Genomic DNA, 23,450 nt, shown 5'->3' on the forward strand with positions numbered 1-23,450 from the left:
CACTTTTGTGCGGATCTTAACGAAAACAGGTGGGTCAATTTTATTCGCTCATAACCCACCTAAGTGGGTCAATTTTGCATGCCGATTCACATGTGTTGAAAACCGCTGAAATCAACCCAAAGCGGACGACGAAAAGATGGCAAATCTGCAAAGGTTTTTTGCGTTTTCCTAACAGCGGCTACTCAATTGCCTTGCGAAATGTCTCGGTCAGCCGTTTGTTCAATCCGTGATGAGGTTCGGCTGAAGAACCGTAGTGCAACTCCGCCAAGGCAGCGATGTCATTGAAAATGACCACGGAGCCGCCCTCTTCATTCGCATAAACCAGTAGTTTTTGGCAAAAGGCATCCAAACCAATTGCTGGAAAGCCCGCCATTGCCACGCCACCGGGTGCTGGTCCGCCGAACAGCAAGAGAACCGTATCCGGTAGCGCCACCCCTAGTTGGGAAGCTTCGGTCGCAAAATCGATTTCTCCAAACCAGACAGTATCGTCCTGCCCCATCACGGCTGTCCTGAGACGTTCGACTGCCTCTGGTACGCTGAGCTGAGATCGCAGTTCGATGATGCCATAGTTAGTATTCAATCCGTTGGTCGGCGCTGGTGCTGCATCTAAGTCCTTAAGAACTTCGAGCAACTTGCTCTGAAACGAATTCAACGCCTGGGTGTTGTTCAGATCATGCCGAACTTTGATAAACTGAGAGTCTGTGTAGACGATCTGCGGGCGACCATCCTGATCGAATGAAAGAACGCGAAACGGAAGGTCCAGACCTGCTCGTACGTTCTCTTCCAGTACAGGTGTGTTTATCTCCGGATCAGAGAAAATGAGTACACGAGACGCTGGCATTTCTACGCCTTCGGCTTTGGCCAGACGCGAATGATCTATCGATGCGATTGGAGTAGCTCCCGCTTCGGCAACGGCAGTCTCAATCCCTAAGAAGTTTTCGTCCACCGCAGTCTGGCCAGATGAAGATTGTGCAAAAGCGGATGTCGAAACTGACAGAGTTGCAATCATCGAGAAAACAAAGCCAAACCTCACCATTTTACTACTTCCTATTTCACCGTACTTTTTTAAGAGAAACCGCCGCCAGAGCTGCAAAAGCTATCTCGGCTGCAAGATAAAAGAGAAGTATCCCGTTCGGAACTCCATCGATAAGGATGCTTAGTATGCGTCCAACGGCCAGTCCTGACATAAACAAAAAAAGAACCCACAGCGCGGGGCGTTGTAATTCTGGTTTTGAAGCGGCTGCCAACCAAAACAAAGCGTTTGCCAGATAAAGACCCATAATCGCTCGGAAGACATGCGTCTGATTCGTTCCTTCTACCGGGAAGCCCAGCAAAACTGGGATCGAACTGCCTGGCATCAGACCATACGATAACGCAATTGGCACGAGACCAACGGCAGCAAGCAAAAGGACTAATCTAGCACTCATGGAGGCCTCCTTTTGGTAGAGGTTTTGCTTTTTTGCATAATTACCAATCGGTTTTTGGGGCATCCGATGATCCGAGCCGGATGCCCTCGCCACTGTCAGAAAAGCGTATTGAATGCCTCGCTTCTTCTACTGAGAGATGCCGCCTTCGGTTGATGTTTGTTCCTCAACATGGTCTTGATTGGCGACCGGCTTCCCGCGCGGAGGGAACTCCTCGAAGGTAGCGAGATGTGCCTGCACTAGACGGGCGGCTGGACCGAATGCCCACATTTTCTCGCCCATCCAGCGGACGTACATCCCGCTTTCATCCGCAGCTTTCTCATAAGGATCGCGGCGAAGGTTGAAAAGCAAGGGGGCGACCAACTCTTCCTTCGGGCCTGACCAGCCATGGTTTTGAACGACAAAGTGCGCTTTCCAATCGTTGTAGCGTACTGCTTGGAGGTCCGTACCCTGATAGTAGATCAGCTCGCGGCGATTGCTCTCTTTATCCTCACCTGTCAGGTAAGATAGTTGGTTGTAGCCATCGAGATGCACTTTATAGCCTTCATATCCCTCTAGGAGCTTTTCTCTTAGATCTGTCGGACCTCCAGCCGCTGCTACAAATGTTGGCATCCAGTCCATTCCGCTGAAGATGCCGTTCAAGACTTGACCTTCAGGAATTTTGCCCGGCCAGCGAATAATCGCAGGAACTCTAAAGCCACCTTCCCAGGTAGTACCCTTTTCCCCATGAAACGGTGTCGTACCACCATCAGGCCACGTCAGTGTTTCCGGGCCATTGTCGGCGGTGAACATCACTATGGTATTATCGGCAACTCCTAGATCCTCAAGGTGGCTGAGAACGTTACCAACGTTGTTGTCCAACTCCTTCATGACAACATCCTGAAGTCCGCGCCCATTGCCCAACATAGCTTCGTATTCGGGGCTGAGGTGGGTCCAGACGTGTGCACGGGCTGGAGCCATCCAGACAAAAAACGGAGTGTCCGACTCTACTGCACGAGAAATGAAGTCCTTCGTGTAAGATGTCACTTCGTCATCCAAAGTCTTTTGGCGCTCAGGAGGCGCAGGCCCGTCATCAATAATGCGCTGCTTCCCGACTTTTCCAAATCGCGGGTCGACTGTTTCGTCTACTTCCTCTGTTGCAAATGAATGAATGATGTTGCGAGGCGCAAATTGCGCGTTGAATTCTGGGTCGTCTGGCCAATCCGGATCAGACGTATATTCCATAGCATTCAAGTGATACAGCCAGCCCCAATACTCGTCGAAACCTTTTGTAGTCGGTAGGAACTCATTGAGATCGCCTAGGTGGTTTTTTCCGAACTGCCCCGTCGTATACCCCAACTTTTTCAGGAACATCGGAAGCGTTGGGTCATCTGGGTTTAAACCTATCGGATCTCCCGGCAGTCCAACCGTGTGCATACCAGTCCGTATTGGCAATTGTCCGGTCATGAAAGCTGATCGACCGGCAGTACAACTTGGCTCGGCATAATAATCTGTGAGACGAGCACCCTCAGAGGAGAGGCGATCCAAGTTCGGCGTCTCGATGCTTTTGACACCTCCGTGGTAAACGCCGACGCTCGCCCAACCCACGTCATCTGCCATGATGACAAGAATGTTGGGCGGGGTATGTTCGTCGGCCCAAGCTCCAGTGAAAGCAAAGCAGACGGCACCCGTTACTGAGATAAGCTTGTTCATTAAGACCTCCCGACTTGGTACTTCTTACCAACCATAGGAAAAACATCGGCTTAGAGGAACGGTCTGATTTGTTAACTTTTTGGGCTCAGCACCTTGGTGCAAGAAATTTCTTCGACCAAAAAGCCCGCCAAGCCGGAATTGCAAAGTCCTGGGTTGAATGTCCGGTTTGGGCTGGTTGCGGTCAACCATGCTCATCGTAGAGACTGGTGGTACATAGTTCCGCAGAGCAGTGCTGGGGAAATGCTTATCCGGGGCGCTTTGGTTCCTAGCAGGAGAGGCGCTTAGAAGAAGCACGCACTACTACAACTACAGTCGCCACAGACTTCTTATGTCAAATTTTGGTTAATGGCGGCAGGTAAGCTGTACTAGCGGTCTGGGTCTGTATCGAGCTTGCCCCAGAGATCATCAACCATATCTGAGAAGCCATCATTCGAGGCCTCCTTGGGCAGTAGACCAGCTCTTCGCCGGCGTTCGACCTCGGCCATTAGTTCTTCCTCTGTGGCTGATTCAACCACATCACATCGAAGAGTTTCAATCTCGCCCGCTGTCCACGACTCAAATTTGTCAGCGTAGAAGCCTAGGGAATACGGCTCGTCATCAGACATCTGCTTGATCACAGCATTCCAATCGTCATTCTGGTTCGATTCCTTTTCTATCCACTCGTCTGGTTCGCGAATGGACTCACGGATCAACGACAGCAGCTTTGCCTGAGCGCTTTTTTCACCAGCACCAGTCCCTGCAAGCCAAAGGTCTGCGATCTTGCGAACAAGCGACCAAACAGTTTGATTTCGTGGGTGGTCTTCGATTCTACCGCCAAGGCCTCGTTCTTCAACACCGAGCTGTTCAGATGCCCTCTCATTCATGCGGATATTGTAATCAGACACGTCAGCCAGATCTGAAGCGTTCTCAGCAATGGCTCGAGCGACCTCGTTTTCGCCGACATAGACAACCACCTTCAACATCCCGCTACCCCTTCCTTCGCCAGTTCATCACTCGGTCCAGGTAGCTGTAGTCCAGGTCTCGCATGATCCTTCGAACTCGCTCTGGGTCGACTTCGCGATCTTTTCCGGCAGTTTGGACGATGTGTCTGACGTAGATCGCCAACGCGACAATGATCACGGCGGATAAGATCAAGCTGATATGCTCCGCCCCCATCACTAAGTCTTCTTCCTTGGGTCTTCGATCCCGAGGTCGTCGAACACGTTGCCGCTACCATCAGTGATCTCGACATCATCGTCGTCAGTCACTAGATCCCAGGTGTTCTCTTTGACCCATTCATCCCGCCATTTGGGCGCATCGGCCGGACGCTGTGCAAAATCGGCGATTTGCTCGAAAATCATTTTGCGCAATGCAAGCCAGACCTCCGGACCCTCTTTGCGACGAGCTTGCAACTCTGCGATCAAGTCATCCAGAGGAACATCCTGTAACGGGCGCCCGAAGATCTCGTCTTCTGAAAAATCATCTGTCATCGCTCAACATCCTCGACACTGATCGTCAAGACTAAGATCTTGTTTGGTTTTACAGTGATCTCTTTTCCTTCAATCTCTCGAAGTTTGCCGTTCACCAAAGTCTCACAGATCACGAAAATTGGGATTTCCTCTTCTGTAGTCTCGTCACTCATCTGGTTTACCCTGCGGATCAGGCACCTTTCGCGACCGGATCTCATCCGAGGTAATCGGCTTGGTTAGTTTTGCTCGACCAGCCGCAATTTCAGCCTCCCGAAGCCTAAGCAAACGCAAGGTTTGTTCATCCAGCTCAACGTCGTCGTCATCACCCATCAGACTTCTCCCGAGTATAATAACAGTGAGAACAGAGCACTTGAGACCTGTCGGCTGTCCGAACGATGTCACCAACGTGGCCACACTCTTCACACGTCACGCCGCATCGAAACTTCATCCAGTCAGCGTACTCCTGAATGAGATCGTGGTATCGACTGAAACCGATGGAAATCTTGCCATCCTGGCCTTTCTTAATATTCGAGATCTGAATAGTTCCGGGGTCCAGTGCCCTGAACTCCTGACTGAAGGAAAGCTTGTGGAGTGCTTGCGAAATCACTACGAGCCAGCCCTTTCCGACCGCAGGAACAAGAGATGCGCAATCCGGGGAAACGAGGTCTGGATAGTTTTCCACAATGTCCAGCCTCAGGCTGTCGGGCCAGGATTCTTCGGCGCCCTCAAATCGCCGGCGCAGAGCATCATTGTAGCACCAGCTACAAAGCGTCGTCACAAACCCAAGGATGCTCTGGCGTTGGGCAGAATTAGAACAACCTTCACAGGTATGCTCAATCTGATCGACACGCCACTGGATCTCTTCACTCGTAGCCTGGTTGCAGCCCGGGCCCTCATAGACGCGCAAGCCTCCCCATTTCTGTTTGATCTGAACGATGGACGGGCGTTCATCACCAAACAGGTCGGGCTGCTCGTCGATCAACCTCTTCACTTTCTTAAGTGCAAGCGTAAGCTGCTCCGCCCACCCGGCACGATACTCACCAAGCTGCTTGAAGACGCTTCCATGAATATCATTCCAGTCGACAACACTGCTCATCACTGACCTCCGGGCCCGCGCCTCTTTGAGATCGTGTGAAACTTCCGCTATAGCAGTCATCATACGGTCGACCACTTCACGGCCATCACACTCGACATGCAGACCCTCGGTCGACCATGTGACGTCAGAGACGTGCGGAGCTGGGTAGTTGTGCGCCATCACCATACGCATCTCTTCGGCGTACCAGGCGTCAAATGAGCGGAGATCATCTGGAGCTCCATGGTCCTCGATCACACCTCGAACCTTTTCCCGGAATTCCTTCCAGCTCTTTTCGAAATCATCCATCAGTCACATTCTCCAGAACTTGGTCTTGTTGAGATGGAAGACCCCTCTCGAGACTTGGCAAAGGGCAATCGGCGGGACATGACCGGTGGCCAGCGAGCCCGTATTCATGAGCTTCCGGGCGTAGTCCTCATCATCGTCGCCTTCGATAATTTTATTGAAGATCACTTGTTGTTCGGCGGTCATCACCAGTCCTTCTTCACGCACGCGGGGCACCGATTACGGTCATCCGTTCGGTCGATCTGACCGAAATAGCCACAAACTGAGCAGGTCATTTGATCCCGAACAGGATTTTTCCGAACGCCAAAGAACCTCTTCCTTTCAGGGTGGCGCTTGCTCGCGACATCATGCGCGCACCAACAACACAGGGTCGTGTACCAGCCGTTCAGAAGTTGGGTCTCAGCAGCGTTTGAGCATCGCTCACAGGTACGATTTGCTCGTGCAATCGTGGTGGTGATCATCGACTGGATGTGTCGATCATCACACCTGTGGTAGATGCGGAGCTGTCCCAGCTTCTCCTTGATCTGGAGGACAAAGGGGTAGGTGGCACCCTTCAGATCGCAGTATTCCTTAACCTCTGTGAAGAGCTTTGTGGTCAAGCCGGACCAGCCTTCGGGTGTGCGTCCGAGGCTCTCCTCGACCGATTGCTTGATGTCGTCGAAATCAATTGCGTTCGTAACTTCGTCCGCCATGTCGGACACCTCCTGAGGATGGTAGGAGGCGTCGGAATCGAACCGACTCGTGCACTCTAATCTGGAGCAATTACAAGGATATAAGCCTCGCCCGCATACCAATGCTGCCTCCCACGGATTTCGCGTGGGTTATCGACCTCAGGCCGATATTCGATGGCAGTGGATGCGTTTGTTCGTCATGAAACGAAGCTGAACCAGTTCGTATGACCATGTCAAGACGGAGTGTGCTGCACTTCGAAATTCACCGCGTAGTTCCGGGAACCTTCTAGCTTAGCGTGTGCCAAAAAGAATGAAGCATCCTATTTTACGGGTCAGTACAGCGTCGAGTAGCTCTCAGACAGCGAAACGATTCGATCCCCTATGATCCGGACGCGAACTCAGAAACTCCGTCGATAGTTCGCTCTGAACCGACGCGCGTCTTTTGATCTGCGTCTGATGCGCTCTGTTCTGGAAAAATACAAAAGTCTTGATCTGACCAAACCTCAGCGGCAGCATTGACCTGTATCTTTCGAAAAATGGAGATCCCGGTTGCAAGACCTTGTAAGCCTCATTCCATTTAGCGTCTCGAGTCATTTGTGATGATACGTTCCTCACCTGAATTACTGGCGGTTTCGAGGCGTTGGTATGAAATACTCAGAACCAAGAAGAATACTGATGAGTTGCAGAATTTTCTGTCGAAAGCAGATGAACTAAGGTTCGTTGGAACTGGCGAAGGTGAGTTTTGGAGCGGGCGAGCAGTTCGCGGTGGGGTTAGCAGCTTTTTCGCGGAGATCCCGGCTCCCGTCGTTTTCGAAGAAGTTGAGGCGGAAGCCTTTGAAAACGGAGAAACGGGATGGTCGTCCTTCGTCCATAAGATTCAGTTTGTCGGCTTTGATGAAGCCGTCTTTTATCGCACTGTCCTAATTTTTGTCTTGGAGGGAGCGGCTTGGAAGATCATTAATCGCCACGCTTCAGTGCCAACGCCAAATATTGAGCTCGTGGGTAAAGAACAGCCGGCCATCCAAAAACTGGTCGATGCTGCGCGTGAAGAGGGACCCGAGCTGATCCAAACCGAAGGTTTAGCTTCGGTACTTTTCACTGATGTGGAGGGCAGTACAACTTTAGCGGAAGCGTTGGGTGATCAGCGTTGGTCGGTGCTGATCGAAAACCACTTCCAAGTCTTATCGGCGATCATTGAAAAGCATAATGGCCAGTTCGTTAAATCCCTTGGAGATGGAACGTTGTCAGTCTTTCCGTCTGCGAAAGAAGCGCTAACGGCCGCTATCAAGATTCAGAAGGCCATTGCATCGGCAACCGGGGAGCCATCTTTCGGTGTTCGGATTGGGATTCACACCGGTGATGTCGTGCAATCTCGTGGAGATTTTTTCGGTACTGTGGTCAACAAAGCGTCACGCATAACGACCGTTGGTGCGGAAGGCGAGATACTCGTTTCAGATGCGACTCGCGCCATGGTCGGAGGACGAACTGATTTTTCTTTTTCTGAAATAGAACCCAGACTCCTGAAAGGTCTACGCGGTCACCACGTCTTGTATCGGTTGGATTGGCAAGATTAAGTGTTGGGGGGGCCGTAACTCCGGTAAATCGCCTAGTCTCCTTGGGGAGCAGCACCGCAAGTTGTTTTGAGGTTCGCACCACAGCTCACATCGCCAGCAATTCCCGATGAATGGCGACCATTGCCCAAGTGTCGCGCGTACAATACGCAACGAGATCAGAATAGACCTTCTCGCGCGATGGATCATCCGGTTCGGTCAGTGTTACGTCCTTCCAAAGGCGAGACGCGCTCGCCCCCTCTTTGATGTCCAGATCATCGTATGAAAGTTCTGGCAAAAACGCTGGAAGAACAGCCTTGATAGAGGCGCTTCCCTTGAACGTGGGATCGTTGATCACTTCATCCGCAAACGGCTTCATCAGATCTACAACCCGTGCGTTTAGGCCTTCCAGGAACTCTGCATGCTCTGGATAAGTTTCCGCCATTTCCGCATTGCGCGATTTCTCGAACGGCGCATACCAAACCACTACAGAGCCAACGTCTCCCATGTCCTCACGTAGCCTTTCCAGTAAGGCTGGCATCGGGTTACTGGCGTCTCGGTGGAGATACTCCCTGTGCTCAATTTCTCCGCCAGGCTCATGCTGGATATGCAAGGAATACTGGAAAGCCACTTGCTGATAGGGACGCGTTCCGTCCCAGGGTGGCACCAAACTCTGAGACGTTTCGTAGTCAAAATAATAGACCGGATAGACAATCTCGCTCAGAAACCTGCTCAACTCCTGATGATCGATTGTGCGTGCACCGTTCGCCACTGCTCTCAAGTAGCGTTGTGTCGACTTGCCCAACACAGATGGATCAGTGATCTCGTCAATCTTTGTGATCCCATTTGCGATGAGTTCCGAGGCTTTTTCCGCGTTCATGAACGGAAGGCGGTGAATGCTGTCTTGCACGATTGGAGGGTCGAGCTTTTCGCGAATGTCCAGCCATTCACCGTAGGATTTAAGGCGCGCTCGTTCGGGGGATGGATCAGGCATCGTACCACTGGCAACGACGCTCAATGCCTGATCAATCCTAGTGCGTGTTTTTTCGAGCTGCTCAGTCACCGCATCCGTGATGTCAGTGATGCTGACAAGCTCTTGCGGATTGATTTCGCCATTTCTGAAGTAATCACGGTTCACATGTGCCACTTCGCAGCGCGAAATGGGGAACCCGGCTGCCTCAAGCACGACACGCTGGAATGCGAGATCAAAAGTGTGTTCGGGCTTTGCAGATGTCCCGCTCTTGATCTCTGTCAAAACGTACCCATCGCTACTGCGACTCACGATGTCGGAGATGCAAGTTATGGTTCCATCTTCATAGCGTCCCTGTGCCACGGCGTTCGCACCATCTCTCCAAGCATCCAGAGTGCGCGCGGGCAGAGCCTGGTATTCTGAAAAATCTGAAAAGCCGAGTTTTATGAGATCACCAAAAAGCTCCTCTGCATAAGGTTCAAACGCGTGCCCCTCGTCAAAGCGTGCTTGCAATGAGGGGTCAATTGGCGGCAACAGATGCCCGGCGTGTTTTTTGATCCATAGCCAGGCAGGGTGCCTGAGAAACATCATGTAATCTGATTTGGATAGCATCGTGTAACTTGCATCCCAGAATTGATGAAACCAGTGGAAGACCATCATGGTCAGCTATTGAGAGCAGCTTTTCTTTGGTGCAGTCGGCGTCACCACTCTACCAAAGCCTCATGTAAATCGTACGGATAGCTCGGTGTCCATCACGCCACCAAAACCAGCTGACCATTGTTCGCCCGGCGAAACTGGCCATGCGTCCGTCAATGTGCCAGTTGTGACTAGCTCGCCTCCTTGAAGCTGGTCGTCTTTGGAAAGCAGAGACACAAGATGAGCCAGGACTTTGATTGGGCCTCCAAGCGCGTTTTCACCCTTGCCGGCCTCGATAGCCTCGGTGCCCTTGAACAACGCTAGTGGCACTTCGGCCAAGCCGATCAAAACATCATGCGTCGCCGCGATTTTGTCGCCAAGAACAAGGCAGCCGTGCAGTCCTTGTGCTGCGATTGAATCTTCGACTGAGAATTTCCATTTGGGATAAATCGATTGAACAATTTCAAATCCCGGAGCGACCCACTCCACGCAACCTGCCAACTGTTCATTGTTCATTTCAGCCGTCGGCGCATCGCCGAGGCCAAGTACGATTTCTGGCTCGATTCTCGGTTCTGAATACCTTGCCAAGTTTACCGGCTGATCAGTCGAAAACAGCCCATCTGAGTGGACCTCTCCCCAAATGGGTTGATCCACACCATAAACAGGCCAAATCGTGCGGTTCGTGAAGCCGACTTTTCTGCCAACTCTTTCTTTGCCCAAAATCTCGCGGACACGACTAGCAATCGAATATGCGTCATCCAGCGATAGCTGTCCTGCCTCTGAAGACAGTTTAGGTATCTGCTGGGCAGAGGTCAGGGCATCAGCGATTGTCTTAGCGTTAGCTTCAATATCTCTTGTCATATTCGCATTATACGCGCCTACGGCTGGATTGCGATGCAATCAAGGTATTGAAGAACTAGGCTCCTCAATTCACAGGTATGAAAAACGATGCTAACTATTGGCCCATTCCCTAGGAGACCTGACATGACCAAACTTCGCCTTTTTGGTATCGTCATCCTTTTCCTTGCAGCACTAAGTGGGCTTTCAGAGCACCTGTTTTATGGCGGTGTCGATCCAAACGGCGTTCTGCAAGAAAGCTTCTTTTTGCCGCTGACTTTCATTCTCGCAGCAATTGGCATCGTTGTGCTCGTAGCTTCTTTGTTCCAATCGCGGCGTGACTGAGACGCGTCCGTCTGTTCCAAAACGCAAATCGGGTAATCTCCAGGATGGCGACCTCCGCCCAAGTCTAGGCAGGCCTCCTCAAATTGGTAACGTTCGACCGCACCTCCCGCTAGGAACATGCATAACCCGACCGTCAATACGGTGAGCGCCAACAGTATCTTCGTACTCCGTGTCATTTCTCAGTTTATTGTTTCATTCTCTTGATGTCAGTCAACCAGCTTTCAGATCTTGTCGAAAATTGGCAAGCTCTGAAACTCAAACTTCAAATTGGTTTCGTCGAGTTTCTGAATAAGGGACGCGCTCTCGATAAGATCAATCTCGGTCCAGAAGTTTTGGCCTACTAGCTTGAAAAGGTGCGTATCGGCGGAGCGGTGAGCATCTGCATTGATCTTAGCTTTCGACTCCGAAACCCAATGATCCATGCCTATACTCAATGGCGCTGTTCAGCGCCCATCAAGCTCGGGAAAATCGTTTCAAGGCTTGACCTTTTGCGATTGCTTCTACGCAAAGGTGGATTTGGTCGGAATGTAAAACCCGGCTTGTCTTGCCTCGCAGTAAATGCACGAGCAGGTCTGCATTGCGCAGACCTTCCCGTGTTGTGAGCTTGCTCAAATGCCACAACAAAAAATCCAAAAAGATAAACTTTGTTTTTCAAGTCCTAAGTTGAGGTAGCTTCGCTTGTACCGCGAGAGGAGAAAGTTGGTGACAAACAATAGGCCGTTCCCACTAAGTCGAATTGCTCAGCGCATCACTCTGGCGAATATCTCATTCTTAATCTTGGCGTATTTCTTACTGTCCGGCGATGCCCAGGCCCAAAGTTCGCAATCTTGCGTTGAAGTTGGTGCTCCGCGTCAAGAATACACTGCTGGAACAGAGACCATTCTTAGCGGGCAGACGATATCCTCTACTGTTAAATCCTGCCTGCCAATTCCAAACGGGCCCATCACGGCGCTTCTGATTGGTAATTCCACCATAACGCCTTCTGGGGAAATTGAGCTGTATGTCCCGGGGCAGAGTCAAAATCCAGACAGAGCATCGGTACTGACTTTGTTGAACGTCGATGTCGCGGCTGGGAGCGGCGACTTTGTTTCACGGGAGGCCCTGACGACGCAAATCAACGGCAAGCTACGGGTGAATATTATAGGCACTTCGATTGGTTCGGGAAGGTCGATGACATTCGCACCCGCCAATGGTGGAGACGTTGACCCTACCGAGGTGTATTTCCAATCAGACACGCCGTTAACTTACGATAACTTGACAGTAACAAACGCGACGGAAATCGCGTTTGGTGTGATCAACATTCAGACAAGAATTGCTCAAGCGTCTGATTTTACACTGACCAACAGTTCAATGACGGCCACCAGCAATATGGTGATCGGTGCTGGTTCAACACTTCGGCTTGACGCGTCCAGCAGCTTAACCACGGTCGATTTTGATAACTTTGGTACTCTGGCCGGCAACGGCACCGTGAACGCATTCAATTTCAACGTGAGAAATGGCGCTGTTCTTTCACCAGGCTCCTCGATTGGGACGTTGAATATTAATAGTGCAATTTCCTTCGATGCAGGGTCGACGATTTTGTCGGAAGTCGACCCCGCAGCGGCACAAAATGCGGATCTGGTTTCGTCAACAGACGCAGTCACTGGTATCAACAACGCCACCATACAAGTCGAAGCCGTTCGTCCCGGCCTGACTGCGCAGGACTATGCTGCTGGCAACGACTACACGGTTTTTCAAGCTTCGAGTTTTGATGGAAACTCCCCAGCTCTTGTTGCCGGAGGTTCTCTGCCCGCTCTTTCCAGTCTGAGTATCTCAAATACACCAACTGTGGATGGTAGAATTGATATTGCGTTTTCGACCCTCCCTGTCTCGAGCTTACCGCAGCATCCAGCAGTTGTAGGATCACCCAATGCAAGCAGTCTCGCTGGTGCGGTGGCCAACACTGCAATCAAGTCACCTGGAACCATTCTGACCAACGGCACAACCTTGGGCAATGCAGTTAACACGCTTACCAATTCAGGTTTGGCTGGGTTTAATCGTGTGCACGCAGAACCCTATTCCTCCAATTTGACAGTTGGGCTGGAGCAACTTGACCTGATAACCAACACTGTGCTGAGCCACGCTGACTGCCGCAAGTATCAAGCGGTCGGCTTCAGCAATGAGGATCAACCCATTGCAACAGGCGAAATCGACTCGGCCCAGAGCCCGAGCGGCGCAATAGACTGCTCTGAACGGCGCTGGTGGATCGACACGGCCTATGTGAGCGGCGACGTTGAAGGAAGCAATGGCCTTGGGACATTCGATTATTCGCTGGGCACCATTTTGGTTGGAGCTGATGTCGCAAGCACCAATAGAGGTGTGGTCGGCGTGTATGCAGGTTTTGGGACATCCTCCATGGATGAACACGATCAAGTCGATCAGGACTTTTCGACCGACAGCTATCATGTGGGCGTGTATGGGCGTACAACAACAGGAACTTGGGAGTTCTCCGGACTGATCGGTTACATGTTCGGTGAAACTGATGCCAAGCGGAACAACCCTTCTGTTGATGGCTTTACGGGGGGCGAGGCTAAATCGGATTTGGACCAAGAGGGAATCCACGCCGGTATCCAGGCACGGAAGTTGTTTAACCTGGAGAGCGGTGCAAGGGTTTCTACGGTTTTCGGATTGAACTACGGGCGTATCCAACAAGGTTCAGGCACAGAGACTGGCGGTGGTGATTTCAATTACTCGATTGAAAAAGCGGATGCAGAATCGCTGGTCGCTTCCATTGGAGTTGACTACCAGCGGGATTTCTTGACAGAGAATGGTGTGCTAACCCCAATCGCCTTTGCTCGTTACGAGTATGATTTTTTTGCCAACAAGGATAGTGAGCACGAAATCACTGTAACGAGCCCGATATTTGGGACATTCACGCAAGTCGGACAAAACCGAGGCGCCAATGGTTTCGTTCTTGGGCTTGGACTGGGCTATCAGATTTCTGATCTGGCAAGACTAACGGCAGGGTATGGTTACTCAGTTCGTTCCAACGGCCAAGAGCATGGCCTCGGTGCAAACTTAAGTGTTCGGTTCTGATTAGGGTGGAGCAACGAAGAGGAGTGGTAAGTTAGCTGCAACAACTTGCGGAAGCTATCGTGGCAATGTGAGCGTCATTCTCTAGCGATCAAAATTTGGGGATATTAAAAACATAAAGCCGCGATTTCTTGGCGTCGTCTGTCAGTATATAGAGAAGCCCTCTGGTCTCATCGAGAGCGATCCCTTCGGGATGTTTAACTTCCTTTTGTTTGCCATCTTCTGTGAACGTCAAACTGATAGACTTTATGGACTTGGACTCTGGATCGTAGACGAAGATTTGACGGCCTTTGTCACTCACAATCCAAAGAGAACGTGAGGACGGGGACCATGCTAGGCCGCTCAAATCCAGTTCATCATCATCTACACGCTCGGAGATAAAACCTGCATCGCGGGCTAAAGGAATGATCTCAATAATTTCGTCTAGCTCTGGCGATAACACCATTAACAACCTTGGTTGTCCCTCAATCCCAACGAAGACCCGCCCGGATTCCGGGTCAACGGCGATGCCTTCGGGTCCCTTGTTCAAAGGGTTGCCGACGAGTAATGCAGCGGCGGCCGAGTAACCTTTAAGAGATGTGAGAGGGATTGTAGTTAGTTGAATGGGGTCAGTCGGGTGAACGACTAGAATTGATCGATCAGTTTCCTGAAGTACTAAAACAGACCCATCTTTTCGTGATGCGACGCCCTCCAGATCTGATCCCGCCAATGAAGGCAGCTTGAATGAGTTTCCTAATGCCCCGTCGATTCCAAGTAGGTGCAGTTTAGGTTCAGCGTCGCTTACTGACCATAAGAAGCCTTCGGCGTTGGACAGAGACAATCCTGAAGGCTCTGAGAAGCCTTCCGATTTATCCGCCACCTTGAAGGAGTCGATGAGTGTCAAACCGGGGTTGTCGGCATGGGCGAACTCGATCCAAGCCAAAAATGCGACAGCGGCGCTTGCAAAGGAAGCCAATTTCGCAAGCTTGGGGAAGCACCGTGAAAACCCAATTTTCGACCGAAGCAGCTTGTGTTCTGACATTGGATATTCTCGCGCATGAACCACTTCCCTGTATCAGCGTTCGTATCACAGTCCGAATGCGATGTCCGAAGAATGCACGGTAATCTCTTTACCTGATCGCGCCTGTTGCGATTGAATTGGACAAGATGGCGGAACGCAATCTGCCAGAGCAAGCAGGAAGGAAGTTAAGTTGAACAAGACTTTCCCACTCATGGCCGCGCTATTGATGGTGCTGTTGCCAGGCGCTGCGGTAACACAAATCGACCCCGCTACGATGCTGGCCGGTACTTCAGAGTCGGAAATACTTATCGAACGACGTTGGATACAGTTTCGGGGCAAACAGGAACTGTATTTTTTTACTCTCGACGTCATCGTAACTGTCATATTGACTGGACTAATCGTTTATCACCCTGTGAGGCGGAGAGCCCGCAGAAGTGTCAGTGATATCATGATGCCCAGGCTGTTCTTCCTATACGCGCTTGTCGGCATGGCGGTTGGATTCTTGGTAGTCCAGCACGGATCAATGATCGGGTTCGTGATCTTTGGAATAGGAGCCCTGTTGAGGTTCCGATCAAATATGGATGACCCGGTCGACACGGTGGAAATGATTATAGTGACCGTGCTTGGGCTGGCGGTAGGGCTGGGCTTGCCCTTGATGGCCACATTGGTGGCGGTTGTATGTTGGTGTTTCATTTGGCTCGGTGGGCGAAACAAGGGCGTGGAAATTTCGCTCAAGGCTTCAGACGAAGAGCACTCATTGAAAGTCAGCGGAGCCATTGAAGCCATGGCCGCAGACGCTGGCTGGAAGCTGGTCAGAAGACACCACGTTCCCGGCAAATCTCGCGTTTCATTGCTTTTCATTACCTCGGGTGGATTGTCGGAAGCTCGGATCGAAGAGATGATAAACGATCTGGTCCCTGATAAAGTTGAGCTGAAACTCAACCTCTAGTCATTTCACAAGGTCTAAGCGTTTCAGCACCGCATTCGGGGATCTGATCTCTTTCGGGAGCGATTTGAAGTTTACTGACCTTTCGAAATCAGGCCCTCGATATACTGCTATCCCAAACTCTCCACTTGGTTGGAACGTAACATGAGTGAAGCTGTGAGGTGATTTGACATTGTCACCAATAAGCCGTCGCGGGCCACCTCCCAAACAAGCTTGGGAAACATAAGCCACACCGTCTTTCCAGCCTGGGTAGAAGGCATGATGGTGGCCTGACAGATGCAGAACGACACCGCTTTCCAAATAGATTTTTTCAAGTGTTGGGTCACCGATGATTTCGTGTTCGCGCTGGATCGCGAAGGGCCAAAGTGGGAGGTGACTGAAAGTGACAACCGGATTTCCATTTGCACCCAGTTCCACAAGTCGGTCCTGTTGATCACCGGATAGCGGCCCTAAGGTCGTAGCATCCAAAGATGCAAACGTTACGCCCTGCATCTCAAACGCGTAGAAGAACGGGTAGTCATCCGAAACCAGGAAGTCGACGTCTGGTTTTCGTGGTATCCATTCCTCTGCGTATATTTTTCTTTCACGCTCGAACCCACGGTACGCAGAGGCATCATGGTTTCCTGGCGTGACCGCAAATGGAATGCCGGCAGCCTCTAAAGGATCTGATACGGCCTCGTGAAACGCCTTCCACATATCCCTGACCTGTTTGTCGGACAAGTTGGGAATGCGCTGTCCCGCAACCATATCTCCGGTCGAAATAACCAGATCTGGATCAATCTCGACTATCCGCTTAATCGCTTTGTCGACGCGGGCATCGTATCTTACCGAACCATAGCTTCCGTTCAGATCCGATATGACGATAACATCCAATGCCGCCGCTTTGCAGGCGAGCAGAGCGGTCCAAATGAACACCGCAATAAGAGCAGAACACCTACGGGTCATTACAGTCCAAGGCCCCTACCTCGGTGTCGTTTCTCAAAAAGAATGCGACAGGATCCAAGTCGAACATCAAATCGCCATTTGAACAATTGCTCTGGAGGATGGACGTTGCCAGCGCAGTATTTTTGACAACTTGTGCAATCTGACTGTCTGACAAACCAAAGCTTTGCGATAGCCAGTCATGGATCGGGCCTTGGGTTTGAAGGTCACTATTCAATGCAACCAGGCGTCGATATGTGCTTGGAGAGAAGTGGCGAATTTTCTCCAGCATTTGAGTAGATTTCGCGAAGTTGGCATACTCGACACGCCCACCAGCATCGTTGTCGTTTAGATTGCTGCGACGGATCAATAACGCGTCGGCGGGAACGTCTCCATCGTTTGGTTCATGGTGCTTGGCTTTCTTATGCTTCAGTTTTCCGTCTTCGACCCAATACCAATAGGGTGTGAAGTCTATGTTTCCCACGCGGTCCTGCTGGCTAAAGATAAAATCAAGGAGAACAATCTCGGTAAGCTCTTGCATCCAAAAGGTCATCTGTTGGTCACTGACATCGGGACCGAGATCCTTGTTGATCATCCGGTCTTTACGGCCTTCTTTAACGCCCTCTGCAATGGCCTCTGGCATGGGTTTCGAAGAACGCAAAGCTAAGAAAGCGGGGGTTTCCTGAAAATCGCGGTTCTGACCTTTCCCCCATCCAGATTTGCGTGTGCCGTTGATTTCCGAGCCGTATCTATGCCCAGGACTATCGAGCAGTACACCGTATATTTGCGTTCGATCCGAAGTGAATAAATCGTCGGTTGGCTGGTATGAGGCTGGGTCAGCATCCGCAGCTGCGAAGACCCGCCAGCCTTCATGGTTCATGCGTCCGCCATGAGAGCCACCAGAAATCGCAAGGCCAGGCTCGGCGACCTCGGAAAAATGCGCCTGGGTGTCCATGCTACGCCAAACGGCGACTGGAATTTTTACAGTCGTGTCGAAATATCTGGAGAAATGATAGTAAAGCAGCGACGAGGTGGAAAAGGTTCCACTGGTGCCCTTTTGGTTCATGGTGGATTTGAATTTGGCCACCCTGTCCTTGGCCAGATCTTTCGCCGCCTTCCCCTCTTTGCAAGCGTTTCTCTCGAACTCAGAACGGTTCCCCGTGTAGGGTCCTTCCGAAATATCGTAGACGGCCATTCCTGGGCTGGTGCTCCAGGTTTTCGGGCAAATAGCAATTTCGGAGGCATAGAAATCGATCTCGCAATAGGCTGTCTCTTCCTCAAGATCGCTTTTTTGATACGCGCCCGTTGGAACTTTTTCGATCCGAATGCAGCGTTCCGTAACGCCGTTGGGACTCTCAAATGTTGTGGCTTCACCGAGGACATCGTCGCTCGCCCACAAGGCAGTGGGTGCAATGAAAGCCAGTGACCCCAGAAGATTGAACCTCATTTGGATACTCCTCCCGATATCATTTGGGGCAAATCGCTGCCTGTTGTTCGGTAGAGATCGTCAAATTGGGGTCGACACTGAATTTGGAGAACTTTGAGTCAATCCACTGGTCACACCCGCCTGAACATGGGGCACCGTTACGGGCCTCATTCCAATAGTCCTTGGCCCTTTCTTCCGTCCAACCGCAAAACTGAACGAGCGCCATTGCCGACAATGCTCCCGAGGAATGAACGCCCCACATGCAGTGCACCAGAACAGGACCCTTTCTAGGGTTTTCAATCACCTCATGTATGGACGCCATGACGGCACTGGGACGGGAGGATCTGGCGCTCTGATAGTCAAAGGATCCGTTTCCACAACTGGTGCGACCGTATTCAGTGTTTTTGCCAAAGTCGGCATAAAACCCGGTTGAAAACCCTTCACCGCACAGAGTTTCGCGTTGACCTTCACTCAGGCCCGTTCGATCCTTATCGCCACCTTTGAAACCAGAGCGATACAATACTCCGCTTAAGACTGGGCGAAAGAAAGCAACGCCGTCAACGCCTCCGTCGCTACCTTTTGAGAGCATTTGACTGTTGCTTGGACCGCCATTTCGACTGGTTACGTCAGAATTCGCAGCGGTTGCGAGAACACCAATGAATATGAGGGACGTCAAAAACCGCATGCCAGCTCCTTTCTATTTTTCAGCCTGTTATGCTCACACTCTTCCCACTTGGAAATCTATTGGAGCGGCTCAATCTCAGCAGCCTTATCAAGTGCGCGATAGACTTTCCGACGTGAAGCTTTAAATCGGCCACACCAGATTGATGATAAAGACGACCACGAAGTAGGCCAGAAAAACTTTCCAGTTCAATTGGTGTTTGTTTTCTTCGTTTATCACGCCGGCCGATTTCAATGCCAGGTTTGTTACAATTAGAGCGACGATGGTAACCGCCGCATGTGCCAAGTCGAAATGCAAACTAAAGCTCCCTATTGCAGATATTTGATTGATGAAAAATGTGTCAGCAGTCACCTGATGGCAGCATAGTTACATCTGAGTACCTTCCCTCAGACGTCGTGATCCGAGCACAAGCAACAGTATCCTTGTTAAACCAGTACGAGGTCAGCCCTTCGCTGCGGACGAGTTCAAATCCGAGACTCTGGATGCCCATTTCAGCTTGGCCCGCTTTTGCCCCTTCAAATGACGAAAGATCGCTAGAGCTGCCCACAGTTGGTGCACTTGCATCCACTGATCCACCACTGTCGTCGCATGCTGCAAGCGCAGTAATACACGCTGTGCCGATCACCAATAGGACCTTGGGTTTCATCTGTTTTTCCTTCGCTATTTGGACTTGCGTTCCAGGGTTTCTGATTGATCACCTATTCAATTCCGAAAATTACGTTGTAGTCGACGGAAGAGTTGCTGCGATTGATAACCTCCACAACATGATCACCAGATTGCCAAAGCTGCCCTCGATACTCCTTGTCCGCCGACATTAATCCCAACAGTTCAGAACCATCGGGGTTACGAATAACGTAGTCTAAGGAGCCATTTCGCGGAGCAACGCGGACGTAAAGAAACTGTTCGTTTTTTGCCCCGAGAACATATTGCTGTGACGCTCCGGGCGCGAGTTCACCAACGAGTTCGGCGCCGGTGGAACCAGCATCGAATTTGACACGTTGGCTACCAGTAGACCCGGCGGCGCCTGCCATGGCTCCACCGCCATCATCCATCGCTTCGACAACCGACATCTCGCCGATGCTACCATCCTTGTACGCGATGCAGCGCCAAAGTGTTCCGCCTGCGTCTCGTAGCATGACGAGCGTGCCCGCTTCTGAGAACTCTGAGCTTTCAATCGTACCTGATTGACCGTCTGGTCCTCCAACCTGTCGCAAATGATCGATACACGCGTCGTCTGCTTCAGACATTGCAAAAGAAGCCGTGCCTGCGATTGCGAACATCGGTGCGAGGAATTTGAGTACAGCGAATTTCATCAGATGGTCCCTTGCTGGCTGATCCTTAGAGTTTTGTTCCGTACAAAGCGGAACCTCACTTCGCGTCTCGTAACTTTGACAGAAATTCATCGCATGCCTGCGCGCTGCCGACGATCTCGTCCGTCGTTTCAATTCCTTGCAGAGATGCCATCTCGGAATTTACGCGATTGAGGATTTGATCCGCTTGCTCGGCGGTGATAAGGTTCTCAGCTTGTGCTCCTTTCAATGTGGTGCAGACACCGGCGGACAAGCCTGTCGCAACGCCGACACCCACCGCGGCCCCGCCACCCAAGGTCATCGCCCCAACCACGCCGAGGACGAGCCCGATCACAATTCCCAAGATTACTTTTCCCATGTTTTCCTCCCTTTTGGTGAGAAAGAGTTCAGCCACCACTACTGGCGCAATCTGCTTGCCCATCTGCAAATCAAAACCAGCGCTAACAGGTTGAGCGCTGGAGCAATCGCCGCGAACCACGGCTTGGCGGAATCCGAAAATAAGTCCGCCACAAGTATCCAAGGTAGTCCCAACGGCAGCAGGAACACTCCGGACAAAGGGTCTCGTTCCTGTCCCAACCAGCCAAATGTGCCCGTCAAGAATGCAACCAACGCCAACAGGTACAGGACCGCGAATACGATGATGGTGGTTCTACAAACCAAGTCGAGCCTCAGCAAATCAAGCCAGTGCTGCGCAGCCGTTTTCAGCTACGCAGCAGACAGGTCACAATGCGCCTTCGTCGCCCAGGAACTCGATACCAGCTGTCGCGCCATCACTGTAAGCAATGCAATTCCAAGGAGCACGATCCTCGCCAACGCCTACAGTGACCTGTGTTCCCGCCTCGCTAAACGCGGATGAGAGCACCACGACTTGCGAATTGTTTGTCGTGTTGGCTACATCACGCAAACATGCTTGCTGAGCCGGTGTGAGCTCGGCGGACGCGCTTGATGTACTCGTATCGTCACAGGCCGCAAGCATTGCGAAGCAAGTTGCGCCAGCAATCATCACCATCTTGTTAGACATTTTCTTCTCCCTCTGGTTCCCTTGAAATTAGTGAAATTGGATGCGCTTGTTTGAAGCTCTCGCGTCTGTGCAGCCAATAGAACATACCTCGATCCTGTGACCATCTTACCCAAAACTTGCCGCGGGGGGCTTGGTCGGCGGGACGATATTTCGTTGACTATCGGGGCCGACAATAACGTGTGAAGGCCGAATGACGTCACTAGCAAATGCTAGAGCAAACTCTGAAAAGAGGGCGAGCACGTTAAGTCTGAGCATCGCGTCCTCCCAGCGCTCAATCATTGTAAAGTGCCTTCCGACCGCCAGCACTCACTCCAGCAGTCGGAAGGGCTCGGCACAGCGAGCAGCAACGACAACAACGGAGGTAAAATAAAGTTGTGTCGAATTCGCATGTTTGAATCTAATTTCTCATAAATCAATGTTTTTTCTGCGCGTAAATTTCTCTACGCTCTCGTACGATAGGCCTCTGCGTTCAAACAAAAAAGTAAGTGGGAGCTGCGAGTGTGTTCCCCTGAGTGGCGAAGCGATTTGAGGCCGCACAGAAACAATGAAGGGATTGAAAAATGGGATTTGGTGAAGCCGTTAAAACGTGTTTCTCGAAATACTTCCAGTTTTCCGGTCGGGCTATACGCTCAGAATACTGGTGGTTCTTCTTGTTTGTGGTTCTCGTGAGTGCGGCTTTAGCTGTGCTGGATACGATCCTATTCGGGACCAGCCCTGAAACGGGGCAGGGATCACGGGTTTTGTCCTCTGTTTTCCAACTGGCCGTTCTCATACCTATGCTGGCCGCCGGTTGGCGGAGGCTGCACGATACAGGACGACCTGGCTGGTACTTGCTGCTGCCGATGGCGCTCAGCATTACCACGCTCTTTGTTATGCTGGGTGGGGTAGCGTTCTTTTCGGTATTGGAGCAAGGGACCGAAAACCCCGATGCATTGCGAGGACCCGCGGCAGTCCTGGGCGTGACCGGCATTGTTGTTGTCTCAATTCTTCAATTGGTTCTGTCCATCCTGATGATCTGGTGGCTGACGCGACCTTCCCAAGAAGGCGCAAACGAATACGGCGCACCTGTTTCCTAACTTTGTTGCCCAGGTAACGGGCCGGAATCTCTGGCTGAATGACAGTGCGAACTACAACACCATGGAGAGAGAAAATGAGTTTCAAAACGATTTCCATTGGAATGCTACTGATGGCTATGGCGACCACAGCATCAGCGGAGTGGTCGTTCAGTTCCGGGCCTAATCCCAATGCATTTATTCAGACCGGCAACATGACCCTGGAACTTCAGTGTAACCGTATCCGCTTCGCTCCGGCTGGATATGAGGACAGCCAGGACATTGTGGAAAAGCAGGGGCTCTCCATTCGATTTTTAAAGAACGGCACCACCGAAGTTGGGGCATTTCAGGTTGGCGCAGAAAACGCTGCCGTGCAGATCGTCGACAACTATCCCGTCGAGGTCAGTTTCAATAGTCAAGAGGACTATGGTTTTGTACTGGACCAGCTTGCGGCCAATGCATCGGTTAATCTGTCCATGATTGATCAAGATGTCAGCTATGGAAACTTTGACTTGAAGGGTTCCAGCGCGGCAATTCGGTCCCTTCGTTCCGCCTGCGATTCAGGTGCTAGCCAGGGGGCCTCCTACGAACCCCCTGAAGGCATCGTCTATTGTGGTGGCGGAGCGGTAGAGCGAGTCATCGAACCCGTAATTTTGGACAACCCGGAGGGAGAGTGGGACGCGCGAGTGACAGTCAACGGTGAGTCAATCAGAGCCATGACCGCCTACAGTTACTTCGGAAACTCTGAGCCGCCGGCCGGATTTGTCGTTGCCCTGCTTGGGGAAGACAGGTCCGAGTTTCTGATTTTTAGCGAAGGCTCGGTAAACTGGCTGGAATACGGGGACTACAGATATGATCAGTGCAATTGATGCTGCCTTCCAACCGGCTTCCCAATTGGCAAGCTACTTGAAACGGTCGTTCGCTACGCAGCGCATCAATGACCGCTTTGCAGACTAAAGCAGTCATACGTAGAATCTCTAAAGACGAAAATGCAAATGCGTGATAGCTCCAGATTATGGCCACGACATCTGCGCGAAATCGACCATCCATCCCTTATGCATTTGCCGTT

The 23,450-nt window shown here is 51.4% G+C and carries 26 protein-coding genes and 1 tRNA gene; 6 read left to right on the forward strand and 21 right to left on the reverse strand.

Annotation, left to right across the window (positions count from 1 at the left end; genetic code table 11):
- Nucleotides 1-178: 178 nt before the first annotated feature.
- The 11 genes from ACR0AU_RS21325 to ACR0AU_RS21375 form a co-directional block, all read right to left on the reverse strand.
- The gene (locus ACR0AU_RS21325) at nt 179-1,093 is read right to left on the reverse strand and encodes a DUF302 domain-containing protein (RefSeq protein ID WP_480796270.1); all 915 of its coding nucleotides are present in this window, start codon (nt 1,091-1,093) and stop codon (nt 179-181) included.
- The gene (locus ACR0AU_RS21330) at nt 1,053-1,490 is read right to left on the reverse strand and encodes a DUF4345 domain-containing protein (RefSeq protein ID WP_480721035.1); all 438 of its coding nucleotides are present in this window, start codon (nt 1,488-1,490) and stop codon (nt 1,053-1,055) included. The genes ACR0AU_RS21325 and ACR0AU_RS21330 overlap by 41 nt, the downstream gene beginning before the upstream one ends.
- 63 nt (nt 1,491-1,553) lie before the next feature.
- Complete coding sequence (locus ACR0AU_RS21335; protein WP_170782225.1) at nt 1,554-3,116, reverse strand: arylsulfatase; 1,563 nt, start codon at nt 3,114-3,116, stop codon at nt 1,554-1,556.
- Nucleotides 3,117-3,481: 365 nt separating this feature from the next.
- Entirely contained in the window at nt 3,482-4,078 is a 597-nt protein-coding gene (locus tag ACR0AU_RS21340) for a hypothetical protein (RefSeq protein WP_480796271.1), read from the reverse strand.
- A gap of 195 nt (nt 4,079-4,273) precedes the next feature.
- A complete protein-coding gene (locus tag ACR0AU_RS21345; RefSeq protein ID WP_170603678.1) occupies nt 4,274-4,585 on the reverse strand; it encodes a hypothetical protein in 312 nt (103 codons plus the stop codon).
- On the reverse strand, nt 4,582-4,737 hold the full coding sequence (locus ACR0AU_RS21350; RefSeq protein WP_170408639.1) for a hypothetical protein: 156 nt from the start codon (nt 4,735-4,737) through the stop codon (nt 4,582-4,584). Before ACR0AU_RS21350 ends, ACR0AU_RS21345 begins: the two co-directional genes overlap by 4 nt.
- Nucleotides 4,730-4,894 (reverse strand): hypothetical protein, encoded by a 165-nt coding sequence (locus tag ACR0AU_RS21355; protein ID WP_170428341.1) that lies wholly within the window; start codon nt 4,892-4,894, stop codon nt 4,730-4,732. Before ACR0AU_RS21355 ends, ACR0AU_RS21350 begins: the two co-directional genes overlap by 8 nt.
- Nucleotides 4,887-5,945 (reverse strand): hypothetical protein, encoded by a 1,059-nt coding sequence (locus ACR0AU_RS21360; protein ID WP_170782243.1) that lies wholly within the window; start codon nt 5,943-5,945, stop codon nt 4,887-4,889. The genes ACR0AU_RS21355 and ACR0AU_RS21360 overlap by 8 nt, the downstream gene beginning before the upstream one ends.
- 3 nt (nt 5,946-5,948) lie before the next feature.
- Nucleotides 5,949-6,128 carry a hypothetical protein gene (locus ACR0AU_RS21365; protein ID WP_170782244.1) on the reverse strand — a complete coding sequence of 60 codons (180 nt, stop codon included), beginning with the start codon at nt 6,126-6,128 and terminating at the stop codon, nt 5,949-5,951.
- Complete coding sequence (locus tag ACR0AU_RS21370; protein ID WP_480504111.1) at nt 6,128-6,634, reverse strand: hypothetical protein; 507 nt, start codon at nt 6,632-6,634, stop codon at nt 6,128-6,130. Before ACR0AU_RS21370 ends, ACR0AU_RS21365 begins: the two co-directional genes overlap by 1 nt.
- Before the next feature lie 19 nt (nt 6,635-6,653).
- Nucleotides 6,654-6,747 (reverse strand) — tRNA-OTHER (locus tag ACR0AU_RS21375).
- 465 nt (nt 6,748-7,212) lie between these two features.
- On the opposite strand from ACR0AU_RS21375, the gene ACR0AU_RS21380 reads away from it, so the two are divergent.
- The gene (locus tag ACR0AU_RS21380) at nt 7,213-8,187 is read left to right on the forward strand and encodes an adenylate/guanylate cyclase domain-containing protein (protein ID WP_480796272.1); all 975 of its coding nucleotides are present in this window, start codon (nt 7,213-7,215) and stop codon (nt 8,185-8,187) included.
- 85 nt (nt 8,188-8,272) lie between these two features.
- On the opposite strand, the gene ACR0AU_RS21385 is transcribed toward ACR0AU_RS21380, so the two are convergent.
- Both ACR0AU_RS21385 and ACR0AU_RS21390 read right to left on the reverse strand, forming a co-directional pair.
- Nucleotides 8,273-9,793: a DUF2779 domain-containing protein gene (locus ACR0AU_RS21385; protein WP_480796273.1), complete on the reverse strand. Its 1,521-nt coding sequence runs from the start codon at nt 9,791-9,793 to the stop codon at nt 8,273-8,275.
- A 60-nt stretch (nt 9,794-9,853) separates the two neighbouring features.
- Nucleotides 9,854-10,669: a 2-keto-4-pentenoate hydratase gene (locus ACR0AU_RS21390; RefSeq protein ID WP_480796274.1), complete on the reverse strand. Its 816-nt coding sequence runs from the start codon at nt 10,667-10,669 to the stop codon at nt 9,854-9,856.
- Nucleotides 10,670-10,753: 84 nt separating this feature from the next.
- Here ACR0AU_RS21390 and ACR0AU_RS21395 point away from each other — a divergent pair, with 84 nt between their 5' ends.
- Together ACR0AU_RS21395 and ACR0AU_RS21400 are read left to right on the forward strand one after the other, a co-directional pair.
- Entirely contained in the window at nt 10,754-10,951 is a 198-nt protein-coding gene (locus ACR0AU_RS21395) for a DUF3955 domain-containing protein (protein ID WP_170657922.1), read from the forward strand.
- A 702-nt stretch (nt 10,952-11,653) separates the two neighbouring features.
- The gene (locus ACR0AU_RS21400) at nt 11,654-14,026 is read left to right on the forward strand and encodes an autotransporter family protein (RefSeq protein ID WP_480796275.1); all 2,373 of its coding nucleotides are present in this window, start codon (nt 11,654-11,656) and stop codon (nt 14,024-14,026) included.
- 88 nt (nt 14,027-14,114) lie between these two features.
- Here the strand turns inward: ACR0AU_RS21400 and ACR0AU_RS21405 are convergent, their stop codons facing one another.
- Nucleotides 14,115-15,044 carry an SdiA-regulated domain-containing protein gene (locus ACR0AU_RS21405; protein WP_170781838.1) on the reverse strand — a complete coding sequence of 310 codons (930 nt, stop codon included), beginning with the start codon at nt 15,042-15,044 and terminating at the stop codon, nt 14,115-14,117.
- A 169-nt stretch (nt 15,045-15,213) separates the two neighbouring features.
- Here ACR0AU_RS21405 and ACR0AU_RS21410 point away from each other — a divergent pair, with 169 nt between their 5' ends.
- Nucleotides 15,214-15,972, forward strand: coding sequence for a hypothetical protein (locus ACR0AU_RS21410; protein ID WP_170781837.1), 759 nt, complete (start codon nt 15,214-15,216; stop codon nt 15,970-15,972).
- Here the strand turns inward: ACR0AU_RS21410 and ACR0AU_RS21415 are convergent, their stop codons facing one another.
- The 7 genes from ACR0AU_RS21415 to ACR0AU_RS21445 form a co-directional block, all read right to left on the reverse strand.
- Nucleotides 15,973-16,914, reverse strand: coding sequence for a metallophosphoesterase (locus ACR0AU_RS21415; protein WP_170781836.1), 942 nt, complete (start codon nt 16,912-16,914; stop codon nt 15,973-15,975). It lies immediately after the preceding gene.
- Nucleotides 16,904-18,337 (reverse strand): hypothetical protein, encoded by a 1,434-nt coding sequence (locus ACR0AU_RS21420; protein ID WP_058282221.1) that lies wholly within the window; start codon nt 18,335-18,337, stop codon nt 16,904-16,906. Before ACR0AU_RS21420 ends, ACR0AU_RS21415 begins: the two co-directional genes overlap by 11 nt.
- A gap of 784 nt (nt 18,338-19,121) precedes the next feature.
- On the reverse strand, nt 19,122-19,295 hold the full coding sequence (locus ACR0AU_RS21425) for a hypothetical protein (protein WP_165590775.1): 174 nt from the start codon (nt 19,293-19,295) through the stop codon (nt 19,122-19,124).
- 43 nt (nt 19,296-19,338) lie between these two features.
- Nucleotides 19,339-19,644, reverse strand: coding sequence for a hypothetical protein (locus tag ACR0AU_RS21430; RefSeq protein WP_082643644.1), 306 nt, complete (start codon nt 19,642-19,644; stop codon nt 19,339-19,341).
- A 52-nt stretch (nt 19,645-19,696) separates the two neighbouring features.
- Nucleotides 19,697-20,311, reverse strand: coding sequence for a hypothetical protein (locus ACR0AU_RS21435; protein ID WP_170781835.1), 615 nt, complete (start codon nt 20,309-20,311; stop codon nt 19,697-19,699).
- Nucleotides 20,312-20,366: 55 nt separating this feature from the next.
- On the reverse strand, nt 20,367-20,729 hold the full coding sequence (locus tag ACR0AU_RS21440; RefSeq protein ID WP_170781834.1) for a hypothetical protein: 363 nt from the start codon (nt 20,727-20,729) through the stop codon (nt 20,367-20,369).
- Between the two features lie 300 nt (nt 20,730-21,029).
- On the reverse strand, nt 21,030-21,329 hold the full coding sequence (locus tag ACR0AU_RS21445; protein ID WP_170781833.1) for a hypothetical protein: 300 nt from the start codon (nt 21,327-21,329) through the stop codon (nt 21,030-21,032).
- A gap of 560 nt (nt 21,330-21,889) precedes the next feature.
- Here ACR0AU_RS21445 and ACR0AU_RS21450 point away from each other — a divergent pair.
- Together ACR0AU_RS21450 and ACR0AU_RS21455 are read left to right on the forward strand one after the other, a co-directional pair.
- Nucleotides 21,890-22,405, forward strand: a complete 516-nt coding sequence (locus tag ACR0AU_RS21450; protein WP_480796276.1) for a DUF805 domain-containing protein — start codon at nt 21,890-21,892, stop codon at nt 22,403-22,405.
- Between the two features lie 74 nt (nt 22,406-22,479).
- Nucleotides 22,480-23,250 (forward strand): hypothetical protein, encoded by a 771-nt coding sequence (locus ACR0AU_RS21455; RefSeq protein WP_170781831.1) that lies wholly within the window; start codon nt 22,480-22,482, stop codon nt 23,248-23,250.
- Nucleotides 23,251-23,450: the final 200 nt, after the last annotated feature.

This window comes from Ruegeria sp. CG1 (genome assembly GCF_056537265.1).

Bases quoted from the DNA above. Each gene is read 5' to 3' on its own strand.
- ACR0AU_RS21360 (WP_170782243.1), bottom strand. From the start codon at position 5,945: ATGGATGATTTCGAAAAGAGCTGGAAGGAATTCCGGGAAAAGGTTCGA.
- ACR0AU_RS21340 (WP_480796271.1), bottom strand. From the start codon at position 4,078: ATGTTGAAGGTGGTTGTCTATGTCGGCGAAAACGAGGTCGCTCGAGCC.
- ACR0AU_RS21345 (WP_170603678.1), bottom strand. From the start codon at position 4,585: ATGACAGATGATTTTTCAGAAGACGAGATCTTCGGGCGCCCGTTACAG.
- ACR0AU_RS21420 (WP_058282221.1), bottom strand. From the start codon at position 18,337: ATGAGGTTCAATCTTCTGGGGTCACTGGCTTTCATTGCACCCACTGCC.
- ACR0AU_RS21395 (WP_170657922.1), top strand. From the start codon at position 10,754: ATGACCAAACTTCGCCTTTTTGGTATCGTCATCCTTTTCCTTGCAGCA.
- ACR0AU_RS21350 (WP_170408639.1), bottom strand. From the start codon at position 4,737: ATGAGTGACGAGACTACAGAAGAGGAAATCCCAATTTTCGTGATCTGT.
- ACR0AU_RS21370 (WP_480504111.1), bottom strand. From the start codon at position 6,634: ATGGCGGACGAAGTTACGAACGCAATTGATTTCGACGACATCAAGCAA.
- ACR0AU_RS21430 (WP_082643644.1), bottom strand. From the start codon at position 19,644: ATGAAACCCAAGGTCCTATTGGTGATCGGCACAGCGTGTATTACTGCG.
- ACR0AU_RS21415 (WP_170781836.1), bottom strand. From the start codon at position 16,914: ATGACCCGTAGGTGTTCTGCTCTTATTGCGGTGTTCATTTGGACCGCT.
- ACR0AU_RS21365 (WP_170782244.1), bottom strand. From the start codon at position 6,128: ATGACCGCCGAACAACAAGTGATCTTCAATAAAATTATCGAAGGCGAC.
- ACR0AU_RS21355 (WP_170428341.1), bottom strand. From the start codon at position 4,894: ATGGGTGATGACGACGACGTTGAGCTGGATGAACAAACCTTGCGTTTG.
- ACR0AU_RS21335 (WP_170782225.1), bottom strand. From the start codon at position 3,116: ATGAACAAGCTTATCTCAGTAACGGGTGCCGTCTGCTTTGCTTTCACT.
- ACR0AU_RS21445 (WP_170781833.1), bottom strand. From the start codon at position 21,329: ATGTCTAACAAGATGGTGATGATTGCTGGCGCAACTTGCTTCGCAATG.
- ACR0AU_RS21440 (WP_170781834.1), bottom strand. From the start codon at position 20,729: ATGGGCAAGCAGATTGCGCCAGTAGTGGTGGCTGAACTCTTTCTCACC.
- ACR0AU_RS21435 (WP_170781835.1), bottom strand. From the start codon at position 20,311: ATGAAATTCGCTGTACTCAAATTCCTCGCACCGATGTTCGCAATCGCA.
- ACR0AU_RS21385 (WP_480796273.1), bottom strand. From the start codon at position 9,793: ATGATGGTCTTCCACTGGTTTCATCAATTCTGGGATGCAAGTTACACG.
- ACR0AU_RS21405 (WP_170781838.1), bottom strand. From the start codon at position 15,044: ATGTCAGAACACAAGCTGCTTCGGTCGAAAATTGGGTTTTCACGGTGC.
- ACR0AU_RS21450 (WP_480796276.1), top strand. From the start codon at position 21,890: ATGGGATTTGGTGAAGCCGTTAAAACGTGTTTCTCGAAATACTTCCAG.
- ACR0AU_RS21330 (WP_480721035.1), bottom strand. From the start codon at position 1,490: ATGCCCCAAAAACCGATTGGTAATTATGCAAAAAAGCAAAACCTCTAC.
- ACR0AU_RS21455 (WP_170781831.1), top strand. From the start codon at position 22,480: ATGAGTTTCAAAACGATTTCCATTGGAATGCTACTGATGGCTATGGCG.
- ACR0AU_RS21380 (WP_480796272.1), top strand. From the start codon at position 7,213: ATGATACGTTCCTCACCTGAATTACTGGCGGTTTCGAGGCGTTGGTAT.